We start from the raw sequence: 23,622 nt of genomic DNA, 5'->3' as shown, positions 1-23,622 counted from the left end.
AGCCATGCTCACTCGGACCGATCTGCGCTCCGCCGTCCCCTCGCCCGTCGAGCTGCGCACCGCGCTGCCCAGGGCCCAGGTCGACGTGGACGCGGTGCTGCATCAGGTGCGGCCGATCGTGGACGCGGTGCGCGAGCGCGGCGCCGAGGCGGCGCTGGAGTTCGGCGAGCGGTTCGACCACGTCCGCCCGGCCACCGTCCGGGTGCCCGCCGACGAACTGCCCAAGGCCCTCGCCGGGCTCGACCCTGCCGTGCGGGCGGGGCTGGAGGAGTCCATCGAGCGGGCCCGCCGCGTGCACGCCGACCAGCGGCGCGTCGACACGACCACCAAGGTCGTGCCCGGCGGCACCGTGACCGAGCGGTGGGTGCCGGTGGGCCGCGTCGGGCTGTACGTGCCCGGCGGGCTGGCCGTGTACCCCTCCAGCGTGGTGATGAACGTCGTCCCGGCGCAGACCGCGGGCGTGGAGTCGCTGGTGGTGTGCTCCCCGGCGCAGGCCGAGTTCGGCGGGCTGCCGCACCCGGCCATCCTCGCCGCCGCCGAGCTGCTCGGCGTCGAGGAGGTGTGGGCCGTCGGCGGCGCGCACGGCGTGGCGCTCATGACCTACGGCGGCCTCGACACCGACGGCGGCGAGCTGGCCCCCGTCGACCTCGTGACCGGGCCGGGCAACATCTACGTCACCGCGGCCAAGCGGCTGCTGCGCGGACTCGTCGGCATCGACTCCGAGGCCGGGCCGACCGAGATCGCCGTGCTGGCCGACGCCACCGCCGACCCGGTGCACGTGGCCACCGACCTGATCAGCCAGGCCGAGCACGACCCGCTGGCCGCCAGCGTCCTGGTCACCGACTCCGTGGAGCTGGCCGACGCCGTCGACGCCGAGCTGGCCGTGCGGGTCAAGGCGACCAAGCACAGCGAGCGGGTCGCGACCGCGCTGTCGGGGACGCAGTCCGGCTGCGTTTTGGTGTCCTCTGTGGAGGATGGCCTGCGCGTGGTCGACGCCTACGCCGCCGAGCACCTGGAGATCCAGACCGCCGACGCCTCCGCCGTCGCGGCGCGCGTGCGCAACGCGGGCGCGGTGTTCGTCGGGGCGTGGTCGCCGGTCTCCCTCGGCGACTACTGCGCGGGCTCCAACCACGTGCTGCCCACCGGCGGCTGCGCGCGGCACTCCTCGGGGCTGTCGGTGCAGACGTTCCTGCGCGGCATCCACGTCGTGGAGTACACCGAGGACGCCCTGCGGGCCGTCGCCGGGCATGTGGTCGCGCTGGCCAACGCCGAGGACCTGCCCGCGCACGGGGAGGCCGTCGCGGCGCGTTTCGAGGGGCGGTCATGACCGTTCCCGGTGCGTCGGTCGGGCTGGGCGAGCTGCCGCTGCGCGAGGACCTGCGCGGGCGCTCCCCGTACGGGGCGCCGCAGCTGGACGTGCCGGTTCGGCTCAACACCAACGAGAACCCGGTGCCCCCGCCGCCCGGCCTGGTCGCCGACATCGTGGCGGCGGTCGCCGAGATCGCCGCGACGCTGAACCGCTACCCCGACCGCGACGCGGTCGCGCTGCGGACGGAGCTGGCCCGCTACCTCGCCTCGGCGACCGGGGTCGGGCTCGCGGTGGAGAACCTGTGGGCGGCCAACGGGTCCAACGAGGTCCTCCAGCAGATCCTCCAGGCGTTCGGCGGCCCGGGGCGCACGGCGCTCGGGTTCGAGCCGTCGTACTCGATGCACCCGATCATCGCCTCCGGCACGCGCACCGAGTGGCTGCCCGCGCCGCGGCGGGCGGACTTCTCCCTGGACGTCGAGGCCGCGGTGGACCTGCTGGGGTCGCGTCGGCCGGATGTGGTCTTCGTGACCAGCCCGAACAACCCGACGGGGCAGTCGATCCCGCTGTCGGACCTGCGGGCGCTGGTGTCGGCCGCGCCCGGGGTCGTCGTGGTGGACGAGGCGTACGCGGAGTTCTCCTCGCGGGAGAGCGCTGTGCACCTGATCGAGGAGTTCCCGACCCGGGTGATCGTCAGCCGGACGATGAGCAAGGCGTTCGCGTTCGCGGGCGGGCGGCTCGGATACCTGGCCGCTGCGCCCGCCGTCGTCGAAGCGCTGCTGCTGGTGCGCCTGCCCTACCACCTGTCGTCGCTGACCCAGGCCGCCGCGCTGGCGGCCCTGCGCCACGCGACGGGGACGCTGGCGTCGGTGCGCATGCTGGCCGAGGAGCGCGACCGCGTCGTGGCGTCGCTGACCGGCCTCGGCGCCGCCGTCGTCCCCAGCGACGCCAACTTCGTCCTGTTCGGACCGTTCGCGGACCGCGCCGCCGCCTGGCAGTCCTACTTGGACCACGGCGTGCTGGTCCGCGACGTCGGCATCGACGGCCACCTCCGCGTCACCATCGGCACCCCGGCCGAGAACGACGCGTTCCTGGCCGCCAGTAAGGAGATCGTCCCGTGACGAACCGCACCGCCCGCACCGAGCGGGTGACCAAGGAGTCCTCCGTCGTGGTCGAGCTCGACCTCGACGGCACCGGCAAGGTCGACGTCGACACGGGCGTGCCGTTCTACGACCACATGCTGCACGCCTTCGGCTCCCACGGCGCCCTTGACCTCAAGGTCGCCGCCACCGGCGACACCCACATCGACGCCCACCACACGGTGGAGGACGTCGCCATCGTCCTGGGTCAGACCCTGCGCGCCGCCCTCGGCGACAAGTCCGGCATCCGCCGCTTCGGCGACGCCTGGATCCCGATGGACGAAACCCTGGCCCACGCCGCCGTGGACGTCTCCGGCCGCCCGTACTGCGTCCACACGGGAGAGCCGGAGGTGATGGTGGGCTTCACCGTCGGCGGCAACTACCCGACGGTCCTGAACCGCCACGTCTTCGAGTCCATCGCCTTCCACGCCCAGATCGCCCTGCACCTGCGCGTCATCCACGGCCGCGACCCGCACCACATCACCGAGGCCGAGTACAAGGCCTTCGCCCGCGCCCTGCGCGCCGCCGCCGAACCCGACCCTCGGATCGGCGGGATTCCGTCGACCAAGGGCGTCCTCTAGGAGTTCCGTCTTGCAGGCTTTGGTCTCGATCGGTCTGGTGGCGCTCGCGGGAATCCTCGTGGGCGGCGCGCACACCACGTGGAAGACGAACCGGGTGGCGGCGGTGGTGCTGGGGGTGCTGGCCGCGCTGGCCCTCGGCGGCGGCGTGGCCTGGTATCTGTCGTAGCGCTGAGGATCAGCCGATCCCGCCCTCCGTCGACGCCTTCAGCCGCGGCGCCCCCGGGCCGAAGTTCGCCAGGTGGTCGTTCGTGTTGATCAGGGTGCAGGATTTCAGCGACAGGCACCCGCACCCGATGCAGCCCGTCAGGTTGTCGCGGAGCCTCTGCAGGGAATCGATCCGCGCCTCTATTTCGTCATGCCACGATTTGGACAAACGCGCCCAATCGGACTTCGTCGGCGTGCGCCCGTCCGGCAGGGTCGCCAACGCGTCGCGGATTTCCTCAAGGGACAGCCCGACCCGCTGGGCCGTTCTGATGAACGCCAGCCTGCGCAGGGTCGCGCGCGGGTAGCGGCGCTGGTTGCCCGCTGTGCGGTGGGCGGTGATCAGGCCGCGGTCCTCGTAGAAGCGCAGGGCGGTGTGGGGGATGCCGCTGCGGTCGGCGACCTCGCCGATGGTGAGGTGGTCCGGCAGTGTGGGTGACACCCCGCCCACGATAGGTGAGGCGTCGACCATGGTCGAAGTTTCCCCGCGCGTGTCGATTTCGCGTAATCGATGTGGGCCCGGGGGCGATTGTGTCACCATCGGCACGTTTCGGTCGGGGACGACACCGTGGTGGGACACTGAGGAGAAGGCGATGACGCAGCCGTACGGCCAGCAGCCCGGCGACCAGGGCCAGCAGGGGTACCCGCAGACCCCCTCCTCGGGCTACCCGCAGTCCCCGCCCTCCGGTTATCCGCAGCAGAACTACCCGCAGCAGGGCTACCCGCAGCAGGGATATCCCCAGCAGGGCTACGCCTACGGCGGCATGCCGCCCGCCCCGCCCGAGCACGCGCCGCTGACCCGGCCCGGCACCATCACCGCGGCGGCCGTCCTCGGCTACGTCCAGGCGGGCATCACCCTCATCCCGACCATCCTGCTCATCGCCGGCCTCGGCGCGGCCTCGGATGTGGGGGACACGGGCGAGGTCGTCCTCGGCTGGCTGATCGTGCTCGCGCAGCTCGCGGGCTCCGCGCTGCTGATCTTCGGCGGCGTGAAGCTGAGCGGCGGGGCGACCCGCACGCCGTACCTCGCCGGGGCGGCGCTGGAGCTGGCGATCTGCCTGTACTACCTGATCCGCATCATCGCCGCGGACGATGCCGGGCTGGAGTTCGCCGAGGACATGAAGGCGATGGCGACGATCTTCCCGCTGTTCTTCGCGATCATGCCCGCGATCGGCCTGGCGATGGCGCTGGGCGGCTCGGGCGCGCAGTGGCTGGCCGCCAAGGCCGCCGGGCATCGCTAGTCAGGCGCTCGGCTCGTCAGGTACTCGGCCGGGACCTGGTCGCAGAGCCAGACGCCGTTGGCGCTGAGGTAGAACTGGTGGCCGTCGCCGTGCATTCGGGTGGCGGCCACCGCCAGCACCACGGGGCGGCCGTGCCGGGAGCCGACCTTCGTCGCCGTCTCCACGTCCGCCGAGAGGTGCACGTGGTTGCGCAGCATCGGGCGCAGCCCCTCGGCGAGCACCACGTCGACGGTCGGCTCGGCGGTGCCGTGGTAGAGCACCTCGGGCGGCTCGACGGGCTCCAAGCCCAGGTCGACGGGCAGCGTGTGGCCCTGGCTGGCGCGGATCAGCGTCCCGGTGCCGTCGTAGGCGTAGCGCGACTTGTTGTTGCCCGCCACGACCTCGTCCAGCTGCGCGCGGGTGATGCCGAGCAGGGCCAGCAGCTCCTCGACCGGTACCCACCCCGCCGGGTCCATGGACAGCGCGCCGGGGTCGTGCCGGAGCAGTTTCGCGAGCCGCTTGGAGTGGCGGATCAGGGTCTTCTCTTCCATAACCCGATCAGTAGAGCACGGCGGGCAACCGGATTGATCAGACCTCGGCGTGCGCGCGGGCGGGAGCCCGCCGAACCGCGCGACGCGGTTCGGCGGACTTCGGGGCCTCGACCGACAGGAGACCTGCGGCCAGCCCCACCCACAGCAGTGCGAGCGCGAGCGGCCAGAGAACGGACTCGCTCGCCGCGAGGTACCCGTTCACCAACGCAGCGGAAATGAGCACCGCTGCCAAAGACCACCGCGTGATCCGATCGCGCATCGTCACCACCACCCGCGAGTTAGGTACCCGACCGAGGGTCACCTGAATCAGGGATCTTGGTAACAGATTTATAACGCGGGGTGGGGGACTATTCTGGGCCCGTGACTCGCGTCGTCGTGCTCGACTATGGCTCCGGCAACCTCCGCTCCGTCGAGCGCGCCCTGCACCGCGTCGGCGCCGATGTCGAGGTCACCGCCGACTTCCAGGCCGCGCTGGAGTGCGACGGGCTCGTCGTCCCCGGGGTCGGCGCGTACGCCGCGTGCATGGCCGGGCTCAAGGGCGTGCGCGGTGACCGGATCATCGGGCGCAGGCTGGCGGGCGGACGGCCGGTGCTGGGCATCTGCGTCGGCATGCAGATCCTCTTCGACCGCGGCATCGAGCACGGAGTCGAGACCGAGGGCTGCGCGCAGTGGCCCGGTGTGGTCGACCGCCTCGACGCCGACATCGTCCCCCACATGGGGTGGAACACCGTCCGCGCGCCGGACAAGTCGGTGCTGTTCGACGGCCTCGCCGGCGCCCGCTTCTACTTCGTGCACTCCTACGCCGCGCGCACCTGGGAGCTCAACCCCGAACCGCCCATGATCGCCCCGCTGGTCACCTGGGCCGAGCACGGCGGCCCGTTCGTCGCCGCCGCCGAGAACGGCCCGCTCTCGGCCACCCAGTTCCACCCGGAGAAGTCCGCCGACGCCGGAGCCCAGCTGCTGAGGAACTGGCTGATCACCGTAAGGTGAGCGGGTGAGCTTCCAGCTGCTGCCCGCCGTCGATGTCGTCGACGGCAAGGCCGTCCGCCTCACCCAGGGCGAGGCGGGCACCGAGACTGAGTACGGCACCCCCGGTGACGCCGCCGCCGCGTGGCAGGCCGACGGCGCGCAGTGGCTGCACCTGGTCGACCTCGACGCCGCCTTCGGCCGCGGCGACAACCGCGCGCTGATCGCCGAGGTCGTCGGCACGCTCGACATCAAGGTCGAGCTGTCCGGCGGCCTGCGCGACGACGCCAGCCTGGACGCCGCCCTGGCCACCGGCTGCACCCGCGTCAACCTCGGCACCGCCGCGATCGAGAACCCCGAGTGGTGCGCGGCGGCGATCGCCAAGCACGGCGACAAGATCGCCGTCGGCCTCGACGTGCGCATCGGCGCCGACGGCCAGATCCGCGTCGCGGGCCGCGGCTGGACCACCGACGGCGGCGACCTGTGGGAGATCCTCGCCCGCCTCGACGCCGACGGCTGCGCCCGCTACGTCGTCACCGACGTCAGCCGCGACGGCACCCTCACCGGCCCGAACATCGACCTGCTGCGCCAGGTCTGCGCCCGCACCGACGCCCCGGTGATCGCCTCCGGCGGCATCGCGACCCTGGACGACCTGCGCGCCCTGGCCGCCCTGGAGGGCGAGGGCGTCGAGGGCGCGATCATCGGCAAGGCCCTCTACAACGGCAACTTCACCCTGCCCGAGGCCCTGGCCGCGGTCTAGTCCACCCTCAGCGAGATCCCGACGGTGCCCTTCGCGCCGCGGCGCAGCTTGCTGCCCAGGACCGTCAGCTTGCCCATGACCCCGTACTTGCGGCTGATCAGCTTGCGCGCCCGCTCGGCTCCGGCGGCGTCGAGGATGCGGGCGGTCGCCGGGACCGACGGGCCGGACGGGTTTCCCCTGAAGTCGCACTCGGCCAGCTCGACGTCGGGGAAGTTGCGGATCCGCTTGACCTTGCCGGAGTCCTTGGGCGTCCAGATCAGCAGCTCCTCGCCGTCGCGGACGGCCCAGACCGGGGTCGGCACGGTGCGGCCGTCGCGGCGGCGGGTGGTCACGAGGACGTACTTGCCCGCCCCGAGGCGGTCGAGATCGCTCATGCGACCACGGTACGGAGTTCGGCGAAGGTTCACCCGGGCAGCCGGTGTGACAGACACCTTCGAGGTGTACCACTAAGAAGCGTGACCCCCACCACACCGAACCGCCGCACGTTCCTGCGCTCCTCCGCCGTCGCGGGCGGGGCGCTGCTCGTCCCCGCCGGCCTGGCCGCCACCGCGAGCGCCGCCGTCCCGCAGTTCGCCCACGGCGTGGCCTCCGGCGACCCGCTGCCCGACCGGGTCCTGCTGTGGACCCGGGTGACGCCCGCGCCCGAGGCCACCCCCGGCTCCGGGCTCGGCCCGACCGTCGAGGTGCGCTGGGAGGTGGCGCGCGACCCCGCCTTCGCCGACGTCGTCGCCGCGGGCTCGGTCACCACCGGTCCCCAGCGCGACCACACCGTCAAGGTCGACGCCGCGGGCCTGGCCCCGGGAACCGCCTACCACTACCGCTTCCTGCTCGACGGCGTCGCCTCGGCCTCCGGCCGCACCCGCACCGCGCCCGCCACCGGCGCCGACGTCGCCGGTCTCAAGCTCGGCCTGGTCTCCTGCTCCAACTGGCAGGCGGGCTACTTCTCCAGCTACCGCCACCTCGCCGCCCGCCCCGACCTCGACGGCGTCCTGCACGTCGGCGACTACCTCTACGAGTACCCCGTCGGCGGCTACGGCGCGCGCGGGGTCACCATCCGCCCGCACGTGCCCGCCCACGAGATGCTGACCCTCGCCGACTACCGCCAGCGCCACGCCCTCTACAAGACCGACCCCGACCTCAGCGCCCTGCACGCGGCCGTGCCCTGGTTCATCACCTGGGATGATCATGAATATGCCAATGACACCTGGTCGGACGGCGCGGAGAACCACCAGCCGAACGAAGGCCCTTGGGCGGCGAGGAAAGCGGCGGCCCGGCAGGCCTACTTCGAGTGGATGCCTGTGCGCCAGGGCCCGAACGGTGAGATCTACCGGCGCTTCCGCTGGGGCAGGCTGGCCGAGCTGTCGCTGCTGGACCTGCGCAGCTACCGCTCCAAGCAGACCACCCCGTCGCAGGGCGACCCCAACGACCCGGCCCGCACGATCACCGGCGACCCGCAGATGGCGTGGCTCAAGTCCGGCCTGTCCACCGACGCCCAGTGGAAGCTGGTCGGCAACTCGGTCATGGTCACGCCGATCTCGCTGAGCAACATCGAGTCGCGCTTCCTGGAGGCCCTCGGCGAACTGCTCGGCCTGCCGGTCGGCAGCGTGGCCGCCAACGCCGACGCGTGGGACGGCTACACCGCCGACCGCCAGGAGCTGCTCGGGCACCTCAAGGACAACCGGATCGCCAACACCGTGTTCCTCACCGGCGACATCCACACCTCGTGGGGCGCGGACGTGCCGCTCGAGCGGTCGAGCTACTGGTGGAACGGCAACAGCGCCGCCGTCGAGTTCGTCACGCCGTCGGTCACCAGCGACAACATCGACGACATCCTCGGCGTGGCCCCGCGCACGGTGTCGCCGGTCGCCGAGGCGGCGCTGGCCGCGCGCAACTGGCACCTCAAGTACGTGGAGCTGGACTCGCACGGCTACGCCGTCGTGGACGTCAACCCCTCCCGGGTGCAGGTCGACTGGTTCTTCCTGGCCGACCGCCTCAGCCCCACCTCGGGCGTGCGGCACGCCAAGTCCCTGGCGACGCTGAGCGGGACCCAGAAGATCCGCTAGCCAGATCCGCTAGCCGGTGTGCAGCGTCACTCCCCACGCGGCGAGCGCCGGGACGACCGGGGCGAAGAAGGTCGTCCCGCCGCTCGTGCACGACCCCGACCCGCCGACGACGACCCCCTGCGCCTGGTCGCGCCACATGACGGGCGTGCCTGCCTCGCGCGGCGACGGGCAGATCGACGTGCGGGTCAGCCCGGTGATCGTGCCGCCGGGGAAGTTCACGGTGACGTTCTTGGCCTGCACGGTGCCGCACCGGTAGCCCGACGTCGGGCCCGCGATGCACACCTGCGCCCCGATCGGCGCCGACGACGCCCCCCGCACGGTGATCGGCGTCGAGCCGGGCACGCGCACGTACGGCGTGGACGAGGTGCCCGCGGGCGGCGTCGCCGCGGCGATCGTCTGCGTCGAGCCGACGCACGCGCCGAGTACCAGCACGCGGTGCGCGCCGGAGGCCGTCGTGGCGTTGAAGCCGACCACGCAGGGGTTTCCGTTGATGGTGACCGTGTCGCCGCCCATGATGGGCGTGGCGAGCAGGGCGGCGGTGAGCAGTGCGCTGATCATGGGACCTCCTGGGACGGGAGGTCTCCGACCGTAGGCAGACGGGCGGGCCGGGCTGAAGCCGCCGATCGGCTGTCCCTGTTGCCATCTAGGCGGTCACGGCACCGGCGGCTCAGCGCACCCGCCGCCGGGACAGCAGCGTGACCGGGGAATCCCGGCCCGGCAGCGGGCGGGCGGACGCCGCGCGGGTGCCGAACTCGGGGGTGACGACCTCGGCGAGGACCGCCGCGCCGGGCGTCGACCAGTCCGTCCAGCGGTCCAGGTGCGCGCGGTCGAGCCCGACTGCGCGGGCGGCGGCGGCGACGGCGTCCGGGGCGTCGCGGTGGGCGGCTTCGACCGCACGGGTGAGCCAGATGGCCCGTTCGGTCCCGACGGACACCGGCTCGCCCTTGTTCCAGCCGCGCGCCGAGATCTGCTTGAAGAGGCTGCGCGCGTGCTCGGCGTCGATCACGCCCATGGACCGGAACCGGGTCACCAGCGCCTTGATCGAGACGCCCCACTGCTCCTTGATCCGGGCGAGGGTCCGCAGCGTCACCCGCCCGCCGAGCCGGTCCAGTTCATCGAGCATCGCGTCGCCGGGGGCGAGGAACGCGCCCGCGAAAGCGTTGGCCTGCTTCTCGTACCGGCCCGCTTCCTCCGCGGTGGTCGGCGTCCCCAGGGCGGAGTGCAGGGCGAGGTGCCCGATCTCGTGGGCGACGGTCCAGCGCTGCCGGTCGCCGGGGACCGGCGTCCCCTCGGCTGTCCACCGGCCGATGCTGATCATGCCTGTCTGGTTGGCGCGCAACGAGAGCCCGAGGTGGCGGCCGAGTTCGTCGGCCATCGGCAGGACGACGCAGCCGAGCCGCTCGGCCGCCCGGACCGAGTTGCCGACGACGTCGCCCTCGGCGAACCCGGCCGCCACTCGGACATCCACCGCGAACTCCTCGATGGCGGCGGTGTCGTCGAGGTCGCCGGTGTAGAGCGGCAGCGTGTCCGGCAGGAGCTTCAGCCCCAGCCCGACGATCGCCTCCATCGCGGTGGTGCACTCGTCCACGACCTGGTCCACCGCCCGCTTGGGCGCGTCGGCGTAGGCCCGCAGCCAGGGGCGGGTGGTGGGGGCGAGGTCCGCGGTCGATTCCAGGAACCGGGGAGTGCACCCCAGCACGTCCGCGATCGCCGCGACGAGGTCCTCGGTCGGGTGCATCCGGCCGTTCTCCAGCTTGGAGACCGATCCGGCGGCGATGCCGACCTTCGTGGCGAAGTCCTCCTGGCCCAGGCCGAGGACGCGCCGCAGCCTGCGGACGCGCTGCCCCACGAGTGCCTGCGACACCACGGTGAACTCCACCCTCCAAGAACGGTCGTGCGTCGGCAGTCTGTCAGGCGCCGATGTCGTCCGCCGTGCCGACCTCGGGCTCGTCGTCGAAGTCCAAGCCCTCGTCGGTGGGGGTGAACCCGCCGCTGATCGGGTCGCGGGTGCCGAGCGCGATGGCTGATCCGAGGACGAGGCGTCCCGGCCTGCCTTCCTCGATGCCGAGCACCGCAGCGGTGAAGACCTCGGCGACCGAGCCCAGGTCGTCGGGCACCCAGCCCAGCACCCACTTCTCCATGGGGAAGAGGCTCGGCTCCTCCTCCGAGACAAGACCGGACTCGTTCGACGCCGTGATCACGAAGCCGGTGGCGTCGTGCCTCGCCTTGCGCAGCCGGTAGGTGTGCTGCCGGCCCAGGAGTTCGTGACCGCCGCCCAGCACTTGGCGGAAGGGCAGCCCGTTGCGGCTCGCCGAGAGGGTCACGGCGTCGATCGCCAGATCGCGCATCAGCGCGCTGCGGGAGTTGCCGCTCGTGAACGCGTCGTCAGCCGCCATGGCGAGCGCGACGCGGTGGCCGCGCTCCTCGAACGTCTCTTTGAGGTCGACGGCGATCGCGTCGAGCTGCTGAAGCTCGGCGTCACTCGGACGTGACATGCTTCGTGAGACTATTCTTGCGAATGTCACATGTCAACGCGCTCAGCTCGCGGCGCGGACGGCCAGGTCGGTGTCCTCGGTGATCAGGTCCATGTTGAGCATGTGGGCGGCCAAGGAGCCCTCCGCGGCGGCGGCGATGACGTTGGCCATCGGGTTGGCGAGGTTGCCCGCCGCCCAGATGCCCGGCACCGCCGTACGGCCCATCGCGTCGACCGGCACGTGGGTGCCCATGCCGCTCATGTGGTCCACCGGGGCCAGCCCGTCGATGCGGGGGAGAACGGGGTGGAAGCGGGCGCCGACGGTCACCGCGTCGAAGGGCAGGGTCGCGCCGTTGTGCAGGTGCAGCCCGGTCAGGCGGTCGCCGCGGACGTCCAGGCCCGCCACCTGGGCGTGGACCACCGAGATGCCGCGGGCGGCCAGCTGGGCGGACTGCTCGGCGTCGGGCGTGGCCGAGTGGGCGATGAAGGTCAGGTTCGGGGTCCACTGCCGCCACAGCAGGGCGTGGTGGGCGGCCATGTGGCTGGTGCCGATGACGGCGATGCGCTCATCGCGCACCTCCCAGCCGTGGCAGTACGGGCAGTGCAGCGCGTCCTTGCCCCAGCGCTCGGCCAGGCCGGGGATGTCCGGCAGATCGTCGCGCAGGCCGGTGGCCAGCAGGACGCGCCGGGCGCGCACCGGGGGCCGCTCGGCCAGCTCGACGGTGAAACCGGTGCATCCGGGGGAGCCGGGGGAGACCGACAGGGCGTGCCCGCGGTGGACTTCCACCCCGTAGCCCTCGGCCTCCAGCCTGCCCACGCGCAGCAGCTCCGCCGGGTTCATGCCGTCGCGGGAGAGGAAGCCGTGCATGTGCGAGGCCGGGGCGTTGCGGGGCTCGCCCGCGTCCACGACCAGGACCGAGCGCCGGGCCCGGCCCAGGGCGACCGCGGCGCTCAGGCCCGCCGCGCCGCCACCGATGATCACTGCGTTGTACTGCTGTCGCGTCATGCCGACACTGTGCGCGCAGTCGTGCCGCCTTGACAAACTTCGTTGCCGAAACTGCAATAGACGGCATGGACGACCTTGACACGGTCCTTGACGCCGTCGGCCCCCGCCTGCGCGACCTGCGGCGCAGCACCGGCATGAGCCTGGCCGCGCTCGCCGAGACCACCGGCATCTCCGTCAGCACGCTGTCCAGGTTGGAGTCCGGCCTGCGCAAACCCAGCCTGGAGCTGCTGCTCCCGCTCGCCAAGGCCTACCAGGTCCCCCTCGACGAGCTGGTCGACGCCCCGCAGACCGGCGACCCGCGGATCTTCCTGCGGCCGCAGCGGCGCTGGGGCGGCACCGTCGTCCCGCTGACCCGGCGCCCCGGCGGCCTGCAGGCGTTCAAGTTCGTCCTCGACGGCCAGCGCGGCACCGAGCCCGACCCGAAGTCCCACGAGGGCTACCACTGGCTCTACGTCCTCAATGGCCGGCTGCGCCTGGTGCTCGGCGACCAGGACTTCGTCATGGGCGCGGGCGAGGTCGCCGAGTTCGACACCCACCTGCCGCACTGGTTCGGCAACGCCGACGAGCACCCGGTGGAGTTCATCAGCCTGCTCGGGCCGCAGGGCGAGCGGTTCCACGTCCGCGCCAAGGGCGGACGGCCAGGATAGTTCGTCCGAGAAGAGGTATGCGGGCAACCGGTTGATCGCTAGTTTGGGCCGCGCCTGACCGAGAGAGGGTCTGATGTCGGCTTCTTCCGCGCTGTCCGCCCTGCTGGACGACTTCGAGGACTCCCGCAGGATCTTCCGGGGCGACCCCGCCATCGCCGGGTTCATCGCCGCGGTCGACGCGGGAATCGCGGAATGGGAGAACACTGTTGCCGCGATCGACGCCGGTGGTGACGCCGCCGTCCGCCTCGACGCGGTGAGCGCGCTGTTCGCCCTTGACGACGCCGTGGTGGCCGAGCTGCGCACCGCCGAGGACATGGTGCGGCTGCGCGTCGGCACGGCGAGCCACCGGCTGCTCGTCGGGCTGGTCGGGGTGCGCAAGGAGCTGGCCAAGGAGAACGCGCCCGTGGTCGCGATGCTGCGCAGGGCCGTCGTGCTCGGCAGGCGCTCGGAGAGCAGGTGGCGCGGCAGCTTCGGCCGCCAGTCCGCCCAGGTCGACCGCGACCTGACGCTGGAGGAGCTGCGCGTCGCCGTCCGCGCCTTCGTCCGCGACCTGCGCGGCCTGCTCGACCTCCTCCGCGAACAGACCCGCCTCGCCTGACTCGTAGGCTGTGGCCATGGCTGTCGCTGTGCGGGTGATCCCCTGTCTTGACGTCGACGCGGGACGAGTGGTGAAGGGGGTCAACTTCACCGACCTCGTGGACGCGGGCGACCCCGTCGAACTGGCCGCCGCCTACGACGCCGAGGGCGCCGACGAGCTGACCTTCCTCGACGTCACCGCCTCCTCCGGCGAGCGCGAGACGACCTACGACGTCGTGCGGCGCACCGCCGAGCAGGTGTTCATCCCGCTGACCGTCGGCGGCGGCGTCCGCGCGGTCGAGGACGTCGACAAGCTGCTGCGCGCGGGTGCGGACAAGGTCAGCATCAACACCGCCGCCGTCGCCCGCCCGGAGTTCCTGCGCGAGGCCTCGCACCGCTACGGCGCCCAGTGCATCGTGCTGTCGGTCGACGCGCGCCGCACCGAGGGCACTCCGTCGGGCTTCGAGGTCACCACCCACGGCGGCCGCAAGGGCACCGGCATCGACGCCGTCGAGTGGGCCGCCCGCGGCCAGGCGCTCGGCGTCGGCGAGATCCTGCTGAACTCGATGGACGCCGACGGCACCAAGGCGGGCTTCGACCTGGAGCTGATCCGCCTGGTGCGGGCCGAGGTCGACGTGCCGCTGATCGCCAGCGGCGGCGCGGGCGCGCTGGAGCACTTCCCGCCCGCGGTCGCCGAGGGCGCCGACGCGGTGCTGGCGGCGAGCGTCTTCCACTTCGGCGAGCTGCGCATCGGCGAGGTCAAGGACACCCTGCGCGGCGCCGGGGTGGAGGTCCGGTGAGGCCGCTGGAGATCCGTGTCGCGCTGGGGATCTACCTCGTCGGCGCGGTCGTGTTCATCGCCGTGGGCGCCGCGCGCGGCGACGGCGCGCTCGCCTTCCCGATCATCGCCGGGGTGTTCGGCGTGCTCGCCGCGGCCGGGCTGTGGGTGCGCTGGCACTGGGCAGGCCAGGCGGCGTTCCTGGTCTCCGCCGTGGTCGCCCTCGGCCACCTGCTGATCGTCCTGGACCCCGCCCCCTGGGGCCTGCGCGTGCTGTCCGGGGTCTTGGCCGCCGCGCACCTCTACGCGGGCGTCCTCGTCATGACCAAACCCGCCCGCGAGTACCTGGGGACCGCCACATGACCGAACTGGACCAGACCATCGCCGCCCGCCTCAAGCGCAACGCCGAGGGCCTGGTCTGCGCCGTCGCCCAGCAGCGCGGCACCGGCGAGGTGCTGATGGTCGCGTGGATGAACGACGAGGCCCTGCGCCTGACCCTCACCACCGGCCGCGCGACCTACTTCTCCCGCAGCCGCGGCGAGCTGTGGGTCAAGGGCGAGACCTCCGGCCACACCCAGCGCGTCCACGAGGTCCGCCTGGACTGCGACGGCGACGCGCTCCTGGTCGTGGTCGACCAGGAGGGGCCGGCCTGCCACACCGGCACCCGCACCTGCTTCGACACCGACGTCCTGCTGGGGCCAGGGGCTGCAGGACCAGGCCTGAACGCGCCCTAGTCGATCGGGCCGGTCAGGTAGCGCTGGACGGTGGGGCCGACGGCGGCGACCAGGGTCTCCACCTCGGACTTGTGGATCGGCTCGAAGTGGGCGACGTAGCGGACCAGGCCGAGGCCGATGATCTGGCTCGCCACCAGGTTGGCGCGCAGCATGGCCGTGTCGTCGGCGACCAGGACCGAGGTGATCTGGCCGAAGACGTGGTGGATGAAGAACTGGCGCATCGCCGCGGCCACCTGGTCGTGGGAGGCGACGCTGCGGATCAGGGCGGTGAAGACGCCGCCCTCCTGGGCGTCCCAGTTGGTCAGGAACGTGCGGATGATCCGCTCGCCGAGCGTGTCGCGGTCGCCTGCGAGGATGCCCGCGATCAGCTCCCGGGGGTTGAACGGGACCTTGAGCACGACCTCGGCGAACAGGCCCTCCTTGCCGCCGAACCAGTGGTTGACCATCGCCGGGTCGACCCCCGCGCGCCGGGCGATCGCGCGCACCGTGGCCCCGTCGTAGCCGTTCACGCTGAACTCGGCGCGGGCGGCGGCCATCAGCGCGGCCTTGGTGTCGCCGCCGCCCGGCCTGCGGCCCCTGCGGCGTTCTGGTTCGGACGTCACCGCACCATGATGACCCATACCCCTCGTCGTCCGTTGAATTCGGCCCAGAGCCGCCGCCGCTGCCTGGCACGGCAGAATGGCGCGCATGGTCAGTGCAATCGGTGTGCAGCCGCGCTACCCGGCGTCGACGGGCATGGGCGAGGTGAGCCCGTCCCGGGAGGAGTTCCACGCCCTGGCCGCGGATCGTCGGGTGATCCCGGTGGTGCGGCGGGTGCTGGCGGACGCGGAGACCCCGGTCGGGGTGTACCGCAAGCTGGCGGGCGATCGCCCGGGGACGTTCCTGTTCGAGTCCGCCGAGAACGGCCGCTCGTGGTCGCGGTGGTCCTTCGTCGGCGTGCGCAGCCCCGCCGCCCTGACCGCCACCGGGGGCGAGGCGCACTGGACGGGCACGCCGCCGGTCGGCCTGCCCCAGGGCGGCGACCCCCTTGACGCGCTGCGCGAGACCGTCCGCCTGCTGCACACCGACCCGCTGCCGGGCCTGCCGCCGCTGACCGGCGGCATGGTGGGCTTCATCGGCTACGACGCCGTGCGCCGCCTGGAGCGCCTGCCCGAGCGCACCGAGGACGACCTCAAGCTGCCCGAGCTGGTCATGCTCCTGGCCACCGACCTCGCCGCCCTGGACCACCACGAGGGCACCATCAGCCTGATCGCCAACGCGGTGAACTGGGACAACAGCCCCGCCAACGTCGACGCCGCCTACGACGACGCCGTCGCGCGCCTCGACGCCATGACCGTCGCCCTGCAGACCCCGTCCCCGCCGTCGGCAACGGTGTTCACTCGACCCAAACCCGACTACGAGCGCAAGCGCACCCCCGAGGACTTCCAGTCCGCCGTGCGCACCGCCAAGGAGGCCATCCGCGCGGGCGAGGTGTTCCAGGTGGTGCTCTCGCAGCGCTTCCAGGTCGAGACCGACGCCGACCCGCTGGACGTCTACCGAGTCCTGCGCACCACCAACCCCAGCCCCTACATGTACCTGCTGCGCCTGGACGGCTTCGACATCGTCGGCTCCAGCCCCGAGGCCCTGGTCACCGTGCGCGACGGCCGCGCCACCACCCACCCCATCGCGGGCACCCGCTGGCGCGGGGTGGACCCGGAGGAGGACCAGGTCCTGGAGAAGGACCTGCTCGCCGACGAGAAGGAGCGCGCCGAGCACGTCATGCTGGTCGACCTCGGCCGCAACGACCTCGGCCGCGTCTGCGCGCCGGGCACGGTGCAGGTCGTGGACTTCTTCCGCGTCGAGCGCTACAGCCACGTCATGCACATCGTCTCCACCGTGACCGGCGAGCTGGCCCCCGGCAAGACCGCCTTCGACGCCGTCGCGGCCTGCTTCCCCGCGGGCACCCTCTCCGGCGCCCCGAAACCGCGCGCGATGGAGCTGATCGAGGAGCTGGAGCCCACCCGCCGCGGCCTCTACGGCGGCGTCGTCGGCTACCTGGACTTCGCGGGCGACGGCGACACCGCCATCGCCATCCGCACCGCCCTCATCCGCGACGGTGTCGCCTACGTGCAGGCCGGGGCGGGCATCGTCGCCGACTCCGACCCCGCGGCCGAGGACACCGAGTGCGTCAACAAGGCGGGCGCGGTCCTGGCCGCGATCGCCACCGCCGACACCATGCGCCCCGCCGTGCCGACGCATGGCTGAGCAGCCGCCCGCCAAGCGTCCACTGTGGATCACGGTGGCGCTGCTCCCGCTCGCCGCCTGCGCGCTCTGGGGTTCCTCGGCCCTGGCCTGGGGCGGGCGGGAGAAAGCCAGGCCCGGCACCGACGTGCCCATCGCCGTCGACGTGCCCGGCTCCGAGGTCGCGCCCGCGCTGGTGCCCGTCGCGCTGCTGGCGCTGGCGGCCGTGGCCGGGGTGCTGGCCGTCTCGGGGACGCCGCGCCGGGCGCTCGGCGTGGTTCTGGCCGCTGCGGCCGTGTACCCGGTGTGGGCCGGGGTCGGGGCGGACGCGCTGACCTGGGGATCGGCCACCGCCGTCGCCGGTGGCGCGCTGCTGGCGCTGGCGGGCGTGGTCGTCGCGCTGACCGGACACCGGATGCCGCGCATGGGATCGCGCTACTCCGCGCCCGCGAACAGCAGGACAGCCGGGGAATCCGGGAAACCCGGCAAGGCGCGGCCGGACTTGTGGCAGTCTCTCAGCGACGGAGATGATCCCACCGACGCGCGGAGCTGAAAGCGCCTACCCGGTTCGGGGGGCCCGGACGGGCCGGAGTTAGCATCGGACCGGCGGGAAGGGGCAGTGCTTGTGAGGGATTACACGAGCGGGTCAACGGTCGAGGGTGCCGCATGAGCATCCTGGAGTCCATCGTCACCGGCGTTCGGGAGGACCTCGCCGCGCGCGAGGCGCTCATCCCGTTCGACAGGATCAAGGAGTTGGCCGCGAAGGCGCCGCCCGCGCGGGACGCGTTCACCGCGCTGCGCGGCAGCGACGTCGGCGTCATCGCCGAGGTGAAGCGGCGCAGCCCCTCCAAGGGCGACCTCGCCTCGATCGCCGACCCGGCCGCGCTGGCCAAGGACTACGAGGCGGCGGGCGCGCGGGTCATCAGCGTGCTCACCGAGCAGCGCCGCTTCGGCGGCTCGCTCGCCGACTTCGACTCCGTCCGCGCGACCGTCGGCATCCCCCTGCTCCGCAAGGATTTCGTCGTCTCGCCCTACCAGGTGCACGAGGCGCGGGCGCACGGCGCGGACATGGTCCTGCTCATCGTCGCCGCGCTGGAGCAGCCGGTGCTGGCCTCCCTGCTCGACCGGGTCGAGTCGCTGGGCATGGCCGCGCTGGTCGAGGTGCACACGGCCGAGGAGGCCGACCGGGCGCTGGAGGCGGGCGCGTCGATCATCGGCGTCAACGCCCGCAACCTGCACACCCTGGAGGTCGACCGCGACGTGTTCGGCCGGTTGGCCCCCGGACTGCCGTTCGAGACGGTGAAGATCGCCGAGTCGGGTGTGCGCGGACCCAGCGACCTGATGACCTACGCGGGCGCCGGTGCCGACGCGGTGCTCGTCGGTGAGGGCCTGGTCACCTCCGGTGACCCGAAGGCGGCCGTGCAGCAGCTGGTCACCGCCGGTTCGCACCCGGCGTGCCCGAGGCCGAGCCGGTGAACGGGGCGGACAAGGCCGACACCCGGCCGGACGGCGGGCTGGACACCGACGGCGCCGAGTTCGACCCGCACGCCGACAGCGAGCACGACCCGGACCAGCAAGGCCACTTCGGGATCTTCGGCGGCCGATACATGCCGGAAGCGCTGATCGGCGCGCTGGACGAGCTGGCCGCCGAGTACGACAAAGCGCGCGTGGACCCGGAGTTCGTCGCCGAGTTCACCCGTCTGCTGCGCGACTACGCCGGTCGGCCCTCGCTGCTGACCGAGGTGCCGCGCTTCGCCGAGCACGCGGGCGGCGCGCGGGTCTTCCTCAAGCGCGAGGACCTCAACCACACCGGCTCGCACAAGATCAACAACGTGCTGGGGCAGGCGCTGCTCACCAAGCGGATGGGCAAGCGGCGGGTCATCGCCGAGACCGGGGCGGGCCAGCACGGCGTGGCCACGGCGACGGCGTGCGCGCTGCTGGGCCTGGACTGCGTCGTGTACATGGGCGAGGTCGACACCCAGCGCCAGGCGCTCAACGTCGCGCGGATGCGGCTGCTGGGCGCGGAGGTCATCCCGGTGTCCTCGGGGTCGCGGACGCTCAAGGACGCGATCAACGAGGCGCTGCGCGACTGGGTGACCAATGTGGACGACACCCACTACCTGCTGGGCACCGCGGCGGGCGCGCACCCGTTCCCGCTGATGGTCCGCAACTTCCACCGCGTCATCGGCGCCGAGGCCCGCGCCCAGATCCTCGACCAGGCGGGCAGGCTGCCGGACGCGGTCGTGGCCTGCGTCGGCGGCGGGTCCAACGCGATCGGGATCTTCCACGGCTTCGTCGACGACGCCTCCGTGCGCCTGGTCGGCATCGAGCCGGGCGGGCACGGCCTGGATTCCGGCGAGCACGGCGCGACCCTGTCGCAGGGCACGCCCGGCGTGCTGCACGGCGCGATGTCCTACCTGCTGCAGGACGAGGACGGCCAGACCATCGAGGCCTACTCCATCTCGGCGGGCCTGGACTACCCCGGCGTGGGCCCGGAGCACTCGCACCTGAAGGACACCGGCCGCGCCGAGTACCGCGCGGCCACCGACGCCGAGGCCATGGACGCCTTCCGGCTGCTGGCGCGCACCGAGGGGATCATCCCCGCCATCGAGTCCGCGCACGCGCTGGCCGGGGCGCTGGTGCTGGGCCGCGAACTCGGTCCGGAAGGGCTGCTGGTGGTCAACCTGTCCGGGCGCGGCGACAAGGACATGGACACCGCCGCCACGTACTTCGGCTTCGCCGAGGAGTCCGCGGCGGATTCGTCGTCGCAGGGGGAGTCCCGATGAGCCTGGATGCGGTGTTCGCACAGGTCAAAGCCGAGAACCGGGCGGCGCTCGTCGGCTACCTGCCCGCCGGGTTCCCCACGGTGGACGGCTCGGTCGACCTGCTCAACGCCATGGTCGACGCCGGCTGCGACCTGGTCGAGGTCGGCGTCCCGTACTCCGACCCGGTCATGGACGGCCCGACCATCCAGGCCGCCGCCGAGACGGCGCTGAGCGCGGGCTTCCGGCTCAAGTCGCTGTTCGGCGTGGTCGAGCGGGTCGCGGCGGCCGGGGGCAAGGCCGTCGTGATGACCTACTGGAACCCGGTCCTGCGCTACGGCGTCGACGCCTTCTCCCGCGACCTGGCGGCGGCGGGCGGCCTCGGCATCATCACCCCCGACCTCGTCCCCGACGAGGCCGACGACTGGATGGCCGCCTCCGCCGCCCACGGCCTGGACCGCATCTTCCTGGTCGCCCCGTCGTCGTCCCCCGAGCGCATCGCCAGGACCGTCGAGGCGTCCTCCGGCTTCGTCTACGCCACCGCCGTCATGGGCGTCACCGGTGCCCGCGACACCGTCGGCACCCACGCCGAGAGCCTGGTCGCCCGCACCCGCGAGCACACGGCGCTGCCGATCGGCGTCGGCCTCGGCGTCCGCTCGGGAGCCCAGGCCGCCGAGGTCGCGGCCTTCGCCGACGCCGTCATCGTCGGCTCCGCCTACGTCACCCGCGCCGCCGAGGGCACCGCGGGCGTCCGGACCCTCACCGAGGAACTCGCCGCGGGCGTCCGCCGCTCAGTGACCCCGATCGGCTGACCACGGGTTTCCGCCACGGAAAGCCCGCACGCGGCGTGGGCCCGCATGGCATGCTCAATTGCCCGTCCCGCCTCCTGATCCCCGACATCGCGGTCGTGACCGGGCTCGACGTCGACAGCCTCTCCACCGACCTGCCGCTCCGCTCAGGCGACCTGCTCACGGGGATTCGACGCGCGGTCACTACTGTGAGCGCGTGATGAGCGCTTCCAGCCTGGTCCTGGCGTCCATTCCCAGCCCCGACCGCGGGGTGTGGGAACTCGACCTGGGGTTCATCAGCCTCCCCCTGCGCGCCTACGCGCTGTGCATCATCGCAGGCATCGTGATCGCGATCTGGTGGGGTGAGAAGCGGTTCGTCGCGCGTGGTGGGGCGCAGGGGACCGTGCTGGACGTAGCGGTGTTCGCGGTTCCGTTCGGCTTGGTGGGCGGCAGGCTCTACCACGTCGCCACCGACTATCACCGGTACTTCGGTGAGGGCAAGAACCCGCTGGACGCGCTGCGCATCTGGGAGGGCGGCCTCGGGATCTGGGGGGCGATCGCGCTCGGCGCGGTCGGGGCCTGGATCGGGTGCAAGCGGCGCGGGGTGCCGCTGCCCGCCTTCGCCGACGCCATCGCGCCGGGCATCGTGGTCGCGCAGGCGATCGGGCGGCTCGGGAACTGGTTCAACCAGGAGCTCTACGGCGGGCCGACCGACCTCCCGTGGGGTCTGGAGCTCTACCGGCGGGTCAACGAGCAGGGCATCGAGGACCCGCTCAACGGCGTCGCCATCGACCACACGCTCATCGACGGCAGCCCGGTGCACCCGACGTTCCTCTACGAGCTGCTCTGGAACCTCCTCGTCGCCGTCCTGGTCGTCTGGGCCGACCGCCGCTACCGCCTCGGCCACGGCCGCGCGTTCGCCCTCTACGTCGCCGGCTACACCCTCGGCCGCACCTGGATCGAGCTGATGCGCACCGACGAGGCGACCCTCGTGCTGGGCGTGCGCGTCAACGTGTGGACCTCGGGGCTGCTCTTCCTCGGCGCGATCGCCTACTACGTCCTCGCCCGCAAGAAGGGCGAGCGGGAAGACCTCGCCGCCCTCAGGGCCGCGCACGAGGGCACCCCGGACACCACCGAGAAGCCCGACGCCGACGAGGCCGACAAGGCCGACGACAACAAGACCGACAACAAGACCGACAACAAGGCCGACGACCAGCCTGCCGACAAGCCCGAGGCCGAGCCGGTCGACAAGGCCGAGGCGAGCACCGGCGAAGGCACCGCCGAAAAGCGTGACTGACGCCGGTTCCGGATGCGGCCGGGTACCCCACCCGGCAGGCTGCGGGACATGATCGATCTCGACTCCCTGCGCCTCCCCACGCACCCCCGCTCGGCACGGTACGACCCCGCCTGGATGGTCGCGGGCTGCATGGGCCCGAATCCGCTGTGGCTGCTGGAGGACCTGCTCGCCGACCTGCCCCTGCGCACCGGCGACCGGGTGCTCGACCTCGGCTGCGGCCAGGGCCTGACCTCGGTGTTCCTGGCCCGCGAGTACGGGGTGCAGGTCTTCGCCTGCGACCTGTGGGTCAAGCCGTCGGAGAACCTGCGCCGCTTCACCGAGGCCGGGGTGGACGACCGGGTGTTCCCCCTGCACGCCGAGGCCCACGACCTCAAGTTCGCCAAGGGCTTCTTCGACGCCGCGATCAGCGTCGACTCCTACCAGTACTACGGCACCGACGCCCTCTACCTGTCCTACCTGGCCCCGTTCGTGCGCAAGGGCGGCTACGTCGGCATCGCCGTGCCCGGCCTGCAGCAGGAGATCGACGCCCCGCCGGAGTGGCTGCTGCCCTACTGGGAGTCCGACTTCGCCGTCTTCCACAGCGCCGACTGGTGGCGGTCGCACTGGACGCGCCCCGGCCAGGTCGAGGTCGTCTCGGTCACGGAGGCCAAGGGCGCCGTGGAGAACTGGCGCACCTGGTCTCTGGCCTGCGCTGAGCACTCCGCCAGCGAGTTCGTGCGCAAGATGTCGGTCGAGACCGTCGGGATGCTCGACGCCGACGCCGGGCGCACGTTCGCCTTCCCGCTGCTCGTGGCCCGCGTCTAGTGGGTGTCCGGGGGCAGACAGCCCCACTCCGCGACCGGCCCGCCGACGACCGCCTGCACCGAGTCGGCCCACACCCCGCCGCTGACGCAGCCGCCCTCGGCGGAGACGCCGTACACGACGCGCTCGCGCCCGGAGACGGTGTCCGGCCGCGCGACGACGTCGGCCCGGTCGGGGCCGTAGCCGAGCCCGGCCAGCGCGGCCCGCACGGCGTCGGGGGAGACCCGGGACGCCGCGGGCAGGGCGCGCAGCGCTCCCTCGACGTCCTTCGCGACGACTCCCAGCGCCTTCTCCTGCTCGGGCGTGATGTCCCTGGGCTGGAGGTGGCCGCGGTTGTCCGCGTGGTTGGGCGGCCCGTCGCCGGGGACGCGGGCCTCGGGCGGACCGGGGAGCGGGGTGCTCGACGTGGGGGTACTCGACGTGGGAGTGCTCGACGCGGGTGTGCTCGGCGGCCCGTCGCCCGCCCGGACGTCTTCCTGGCCGCCGAAGAGCCAGACCGCCCCCACGATGGCCAGTGCCCCGATCAGCGCCGCTGTCGCGACCCCCAGTCGCTGCTTCAGCATGCCCCCAGTGTGCTGCACCGGACGCCCGCGCGGGAGGCGAACGCCGGTGATCACCGGTTATGCTGGGCCGCACGGGGCGAGACCGTCACCCAGAACCCCGTTCCGCTGGTATCCAGTGAGTTTCCGTGCTGTTAGGCTCAGACGACACGCGGGCCGTCGCCGTCCCGTGCCCAGCCGTGACAGCCAGCCA

General features: G+C 72.6%; 30 protein-coding genes. 20 read left to right on the top strand and 10 right to left on the bottom strand.

Features of this window, described 5'->3' with window-relative positions; all coding sequences use genetic code 11:
* The first annotated feature begins 4 nt into the window (after window positions 1–4).
* Genes hisD through ACFPM7_RS19130 form a run of 4 tightly spaced genes read left to right on the top strand, consistent with a single transcriptional unit; the run spans window position 5 to window position 3,192 of the window.
* A complete protein-coding gene (gene hisD, locus ACFPM7_RS19145) occupies window positions 5–1,327 on the top strand; it encodes a histidinol dehydrogenase (protein WP_378249018.1) in 1,323 nt (440 codons plus the stop codon).
* The gene (locus ACFPM7_RS19140) at window positions 1,324–2,427 is read left to right on the top strand and encodes a histidinol-phosphate transaminase (protein WP_378249017.1); all 1,104 of its coding nucleotides are present in this window, start codon (window positions 1,324–1,326) and stop codon (window positions 2,425–2,427) included. Before hisD ends, ACFPM7_RS19140 begins: the two co-directional genes overlap by 4 nt.
* The gene (gene hisB, locus ACFPM7_RS19135) at window positions 2,424–3,026 is read left to right on the top strand and encodes an imidazoleglycerol-phosphate dehydratase HisB (RefSeq protein ID WP_378249016.1); all 603 of its coding nucleotides are present in this window, start codon (window positions 2,424–2,426) and stop codon (window positions 3,024–3,026) included. Before ACFPM7_RS19140 ends, hisB begins: the two co-directional genes overlap by 4 nt.
* Window positions 3,027–3,036: 10 nt before the next feature.
* Window positions 3,037–3,192: a hypothetical protein gene (locus tag ACFPM7_RS19130; protein WP_378249015.1), complete on the top strand. Its 156-nt coding sequence runs from the start codon at window positions 3,037–3,039 to the stop codon at window positions 3,190–3,192.
* Window positions 3,193–3,201: 9 nt separating this feature from the next.
* Here the strand turns inward: ACFPM7_RS19130 and soxR are convergent, their stop codons facing one another.
* Window positions 3,202–3,669: a redox-sensitive transcriptional activator SoxR gene (soxR, locus tag ACFPM7_RS19125; RefSeq protein WP_378249014.1), complete on the bottom strand. Its 468-nt coding sequence runs from the start codon at window positions 3,667–3,669 to the stop codon at window positions 3,202–3,204.
* A gap of 151 nt (window positions 3,670–3,820) precedes the next feature.
* Between soxR and ACFPM7_RS19120 the strand changes: the two genes are divergently transcribed.
* The gene (locus tag ACFPM7_RS19120; RefSeq protein ID WP_378249013.1) at window positions 3,821–4,468 is read left to right on the top strand and encodes a hypothetical protein; all 648 of its coding nucleotides are present in this window, start codon (window positions 3,821–3,823) and stop codon (window positions 4,466–4,468) included.
* On the opposite strand, the gene ACFPM7_RS19115 is transcribed toward ACFPM7_RS19120, so the two are convergent.
* Together ACFPM7_RS19115 and ACFPM7_RS19110 are read right to left on the bottom strand one after the other, a co-directional pair.
* On the bottom strand, window positions 4,465–4,998 hold the full coding sequence (locus ACFPM7_RS19115) for an RNA 2'-phosphotransferase (protein WP_378249012.1): 534 nt from the start codon (window positions 4,996–4,998) through the stop codon (window positions 4,465–4,467). The genes ACFPM7_RS19120 and ACFPM7_RS19115 overlap by 4 nt on opposite strands.
* Before the next feature lie 37 nt (window positions 4,999–5,035).
* Complete coding sequence (locus ACFPM7_RS19110; RefSeq protein ID WP_378249011.1) at window positions 5,036–5,200, bottom strand: hypothetical protein; 165 nt, start codon at window positions 5,198–5,200, stop codon at window positions 5,036–5,038.
* Between the two features lie 158 nt (window positions 5,201–5,358).
* On the opposite strand from ACFPM7_RS19110, the gene hisH reads away from it, so the two are divergent.
* Both hisH and priA read left to right on the top strand, forming a co-directional pair.
* A complete protein-coding gene (hisH, locus tag ACFPM7_RS19105; protein ID WP_378249010.1) occupies window positions 5,359–5,988 on the top strand; it encodes an imidazole glycerol phosphate synthase subunit HisH in 630 nt (209 codons plus the stop codon).
* Window positions 5,989–5,992: 4 nt separating this feature from the next.
* Complete coding sequence (priA, locus tag ACFPM7_RS19100) at window positions 5,993–6,724, top strand: bifunctional 1-(5-phosphoribosyl)-5-((5-phosphoribosylamino)methylideneamino)imidazole-4-carboxamide isomerase/phosphoribosylanthranilate isomerase PriA (protein WP_378249009.1); 732 nt, start codon at window positions 5,993–5,995, stop codon at window positions 6,722–6,724.
* Here priA and ACFPM7_RS19095 read toward each other — a convergent pair.
* Window positions 6,721–7,098 (bottom strand): PPOX class F420-dependent oxidoreductase, encoded by a 378-nt coding sequence (locus tag ACFPM7_RS19095; protein WP_378249008.1) that lies wholly within the window; start codon window positions 7,096–7,098, stop codon window positions 6,721–6,723. The genes priA and ACFPM7_RS19095 overlap by 4 nt on opposite strands.
* Window positions 7,099–7,179: 81 nt before the next feature.
* On the opposite strand from ACFPM7_RS19095, the gene ACFPM7_RS19090 reads away from it, so the two are divergent.
* Window positions 7,180–8,787 carry an alkaline phosphatase D family protein gene (locus tag ACFPM7_RS19090; protein ID WP_378249007.1) on the top strand — a complete coding sequence of 536 codons (1,608 nt, stop codon included), beginning with the start codon at window positions 7,180–7,182 and terminating at the stop codon, window positions 8,785–8,787.
* A 9-nt stretch (window positions 8,788–8,796) separates the two neighbouring features.
* Here the strand turns inward: ACFPM7_RS19090 and ACFPM7_RS19085 are convergent, their stop codons facing one another.
* The 4 genes from ACFPM7_RS19085 to ACFPM7_RS19070 all read right to left on the bottom strand — a co-directional run bounded on the left by ACFPM7_RS19085 (window position 8,797) and on the right by ACFPM7_RS19070 (window position 12,266).
* Window positions 8,797–9,345 carry a S1 family peptidase gene (locus tag ACFPM7_RS19085; protein WP_378249006.1) on the bottom strand — a complete coding sequence of 183 codons (549 nt, stop codon included), beginning with the start codon at window positions 9,343–9,345 and terminating at the stop codon, window positions 8,797–8,799.
* Window positions 9,346–9,454: 109 nt separating this feature from the next.
* Window positions 9,455–10,654: an ImmA/IrrE family metallo-endopeptidase gene (locus ACFPM7_RS19080; RefSeq protein ID WP_378249005.1), complete on the bottom strand. Its 1,200-nt coding sequence runs from the start codon at window positions 10,652–10,654 to the stop codon at window positions 9,455–9,457.
* A 43-nt stretch (window positions 10,655–10,697) separates the two neighbouring features.
* On the bottom strand, window positions 10,698–11,282 hold the full coding sequence (locus ACFPM7_RS19075; RefSeq protein WP_378249004.1) for a hypothetical protein: 585 nt from the start codon (window positions 11,280–11,282) through the stop codon (window positions 10,698–10,700).
* Window positions 11,283–11,324: 42 nt separating this feature from the next.
* On the bottom strand, window positions 11,325–12,266 hold the full coding sequence (locus tag ACFPM7_RS19070; protein WP_378249003.1) for an NAD(P)/FAD-dependent oxidoreductase: 942 nt from the start codon (window positions 12,264–12,266) through the stop codon (window positions 11,325–11,327).
* 65 nt (window positions 12,267–12,331) lie between these two features.
* Here ACFPM7_RS19070 and ACFPM7_RS19065 point away from each other — a divergent pair, with 65 nt between their 5' ends.
* From ACFPM7_RS19065 to hisI, 5 genes are all read left to right on the top strand, one after another.
* A complete protein-coding gene (locus tag ACFPM7_RS19065) occupies window positions 12,332–12,913 on the top strand; it encodes a helix-turn-helix domain-containing protein (protein WP_378249002.1) in 582 nt (193 codons plus the stop codon).
* A gap of 73 nt (window positions 12,914–12,986) precedes the next feature.
* On the top strand, window positions 12,987–13,511 hold the full coding sequence (locus tag ACFPM7_RS19060) for a hypothetical protein (protein ID WP_378249001.1): 525 nt from the start codon (window positions 12,987–12,989) through the stop codon (window positions 13,509–13,511).
* Between the two features lie 16 nt (window positions 13,512–13,527).
* Complete coding sequence (gene hisF, locus ACFPM7_RS19055; protein ID WP_378249000.1) at window positions 13,528–14,289, top strand: imidazole glycerol phosphate synthase subunit HisF; 762 nt, start codon at window positions 13,528–13,530, stop codon at window positions 14,287–14,289.
* Window positions 14,286–14,630, top strand: coding sequence for a hypothetical protein (locus ACFPM7_RS19050; protein ID WP_378248999.1), 345 nt, complete (start codon window positions 14,286–14,288; stop codon window positions 14,628–14,630). The genes hisF and ACFPM7_RS19050 overlap by 4 nt, the downstream gene beginning before the upstream one ends.
* Window positions 14,627–15,001, top strand: a complete 375-nt coding sequence (hisI, locus tag ACFPM7_RS19045) for a phosphoribosyl-AMP cyclohydrolase (RefSeq protein WP_378248998.1) — start codon at window positions 14,627–14,629, stop codon at window positions 14,999–15,001. Before ACFPM7_RS19050 ends, hisI begins: the two co-directional genes overlap by 4 nt.
* On the opposite strand, the gene ACFPM7_RS19040 is transcribed toward hisI, so the two are convergent.
* Window positions 14,998–15,537, bottom strand: a complete 540-nt coding sequence (locus tag ACFPM7_RS19040) for a TetR/AcrR family transcriptional regulator (RefSeq protein ID WP_378249220.1) — start codon at window positions 15,535–15,537, stop codon at window positions 14,998–15,000. The genes hisI and ACFPM7_RS19040 overlap by 4 nt on opposite strands.
* Before the next feature lie 151 nt (window positions 15,538–15,688).
* On the opposite strand from ACFPM7_RS19040, the gene ACFPM7_RS19035 reads away from it, so the two are divergent.
* The 7 genes from ACFPM7_RS19035 (at window position 15,689) to ACFPM7_RS19005 (ending at window position 22,872) form a co-directional block, all read left to right on the top strand.
* Window positions 15,689–17,245: an anthranilate synthase component I gene (locus tag ACFPM7_RS19035; RefSeq protein ID WP_378248997.1), complete on the top strand. Its 1,557-nt coding sequence runs from the start codon at window positions 15,689–15,691 to the stop codon at window positions 17,243–17,245.
* On the top strand, window positions 17,238–17,774 hold the full coding sequence (locus ACFPM7_RS19030; RefSeq protein ID WP_378248996.1) for a Trp biosynthesis-associated membrane protein: 537 nt from the start codon (window positions 17,238–17,240) through the stop codon (window positions 17,772–17,774). Before ACFPM7_RS19035 ends, ACFPM7_RS19030 begins: the two co-directional genes overlap by 8 nt.
* A gap of 113 nt (window positions 17,775–17,887) precedes the next feature.
* Window positions 17,888–18,697 (top strand): indole-3-glycerol phosphate synthase TrpC, encoded by an 810-nt coding sequence (gene trpC, locus ACFPM7_RS19025; protein ID WP_378248995.1) that lies wholly within the window; start codon window positions 17,888–17,890, stop codon window positions 18,695–18,697.
* A 38-nt stretch (window positions 18,698–18,735) separates the two neighbouring features.
* Window positions 18,736–20,007: a tryptophan synthase subunit beta gene (trpB, locus tag ACFPM7_RS19020; RefSeq protein ID WP_378249219.1), complete on the top strand. Its 1,272-nt coding sequence runs from the start codon at window positions 18,736–18,738 to the stop codon at window positions 20,005–20,007.
* Complete coding sequence (trpA, locus tag ACFPM7_RS19015) at window positions 20,004–20,795, top strand: tryptophan synthase subunit alpha (protein WP_378248994.1); 792 nt, start codon at window positions 20,004–20,006, stop codon at window positions 20,793–20,795. Before trpB ends, trpA begins: the two co-directional genes overlap by 4 nt.
* 196 nt (window positions 20,796–20,991) lie before the next feature.
* Window positions 20,992–22,068, top strand: a complete 1,077-nt coding sequence (lgt, locus tag ACFPM7_RS19010) for a prolipoprotein diacylglyceryl transferase (protein WP_378248993.1) — start codon at window positions 20,992–20,994, stop codon at window positions 22,066–22,068.
* Between the two features lie 48 nt (window positions 22,069–22,116).
* The gene (locus tag ACFPM7_RS19005) at window positions 22,117–22,872 is read left to right on the top strand and encodes an SAM-dependent methyltransferase (protein ID WP_378248992.1); all 756 of its coding nucleotides are present in this window, start codon (window positions 22,117–22,119) and stop codon (window positions 22,870–22,872) included.
* Here the strand turns inward: ACFPM7_RS19005 and ACFPM7_RS19000 are convergent.
* Window positions 22,869–23,432: a hypothetical protein gene (locus tag ACFPM7_RS19000; protein ID WP_378248991.1), complete on the bottom strand. Its 564-nt coding sequence runs from the start codon at window positions 23,430–23,432 to the stop codon at window positions 22,869–22,871. The two genes, ACFPM7_RS19005 and ACFPM7_RS19000, sit on opposite strands and share 4 nt — an antisense overlap.
* Window positions 23,433–23,622: the final 190 nt, after the last annotated feature.

This window comes from Actinokineospora guangxiensis, assembly GCF_042657845.1.
In the GTDB taxonomy this organism is placed as follows: Bacteria; Actinomycetota; Actinomycetes; order Mycobacteriales; family Pseudonocardiaceae; genus Actinokineospora; species Actinokineospora guangxiensis.
The sequence above is the reverse complement of the archived record's forward strand: the minus strand, read 5'-3'. Positions and strand labels throughout refer to the sequence as shown.

Coding starts and splice junctions, on each gene's coding strand:
- hisD (WP_378249018.1), top strand. CDS start 5: ATGCTCACTCGGACCGATCTGCGCTCCGCCGTCCCCTCGCCCGTCGAG.
- ACFPM7_RS19140 (WP_378249017.1), top strand. CDS start 1,324: ATGACCGTTCCCGGTGCGTCGGTCGGGCTGGGCGAGCTGCCGCTGCGC.
- ACFPM7_RS19120 (WP_378249013.1), top strand. CDS start 3,821: ATGACGCAGCCGTACGGCCAGCAGCCCGGCGACCAGGGCCAGCAGGGG.
- ACFPM7_RS19115 (WP_378249012.1), bottom strand. CDS start 4,998: ATGGAAGAGAAGACCCTGATCCGCCACTCCAAGCGGCTCGCGAAACTG.
- ACFPM7_RS19095 (WP_378249008.1), bottom strand. CDS start 7,098: ATGAGCGATCTCGACCGCCTCGGGGCGGGCAAGTACGTCCTCGTGACC.
- ACFPM7_RS19085 (WP_378249006.1), bottom strand. CDS start 9,345: ATGATCAGCGCACTGCTCACCGCCGCCCTGCTCGCCACGCCCATCATG.
- ACFPM7_RS19075 (WP_378249004.1), bottom strand. CDS start 11,282: ATGTCACGTCCGAGTGACGCCGAGCTTCAGCAGCTCGACGCGATCGCC.
- ACFPM7_RS19070 (WP_378249003.1), bottom strand. CDS start 12,266: ATGACGCGACAGCAGTACAACGCAGTGATCATCGGTGGCGGCGCGGCG.
- ACFPM7_RS19065 (WP_378249002.1), top strand. CDS start 12,332: ATGGACGACCTTGACACGGTCCTTGACGCCGTCGGCCCCCGCCTGCGC.
- ACFPM7_RS19060 (WP_378249001.1), top strand. CDS start 12,987: ATGTCGGCTTCTTCCGCGCTGTCCGCCCTGCTGGACGACTTCGAGGAC.
- hisF (WP_378249000.1), top strand. CDS start 13,528: ATGGCTGTCGCTGTGCGGGTGATCCCCTGTCTTGACGTCGACGCGGGA.
- hisI (WP_378248998.1), top strand. CDS start 14,627: ATGACCGAACTGGACCAGACCATCGCCGCCCGCCTCAAGCGCAACGCC.
- ACFPM7_RS19040 (WP_378249220.1), bottom strand. CDS start 15,537: ATGGCCGCCGCCCGCGCCGAGTTCAGCGTGAACGGCTACGACGGGGCC.
- ACFPM7_RS19035 (WP_378248997.1), top strand. CDS start 15,689: ATGGTCAGTGCAATCGGTGTGCAGCCGCGCTACCCGGCGTCGACGGGC.
- ACFPM7_RS19030 (WP_378248996.1), top strand. CDS start 17,238: ATGGCTGAGCAGCCGCCCGCCAAGCGTCCACTGTGGATCACGGTGGCG.
- trpC (WP_378248995.1), top strand. CDS start 17,888: ATGAGCATCCTGGAGTCCATCGTCACCGGCGTTCGGGAGGACCTCGCC.
- trpA (WP_378248994.1), top strand. CDS start 20,004: ATGAGCCTGGATGCGGTGTTCGCACAGGTCAAAGCCGAGAACCGGGCG.
- lgt (WP_378248993.1), top strand. CDS start 20,992: ATGAGCGCTTCCAGCCTGGTCCTGGCGTCCATTCCCAGCCCCGACCGC.
- ACFPM7_RS19005 (WP_378248992.1), top strand. CDS start 22,117: ATGATCGATCTCGACTCCCTGCGCCTCCCCACGCACCCCCGCTCGGCA.
- ACFPM7_RS19000 (WP_378248991.1), bottom strand. CDS start 23,432: ATGCTGAAGCAGCGACTGGGGGTCGCGACAGCGGCGCTGATCGGGGCA.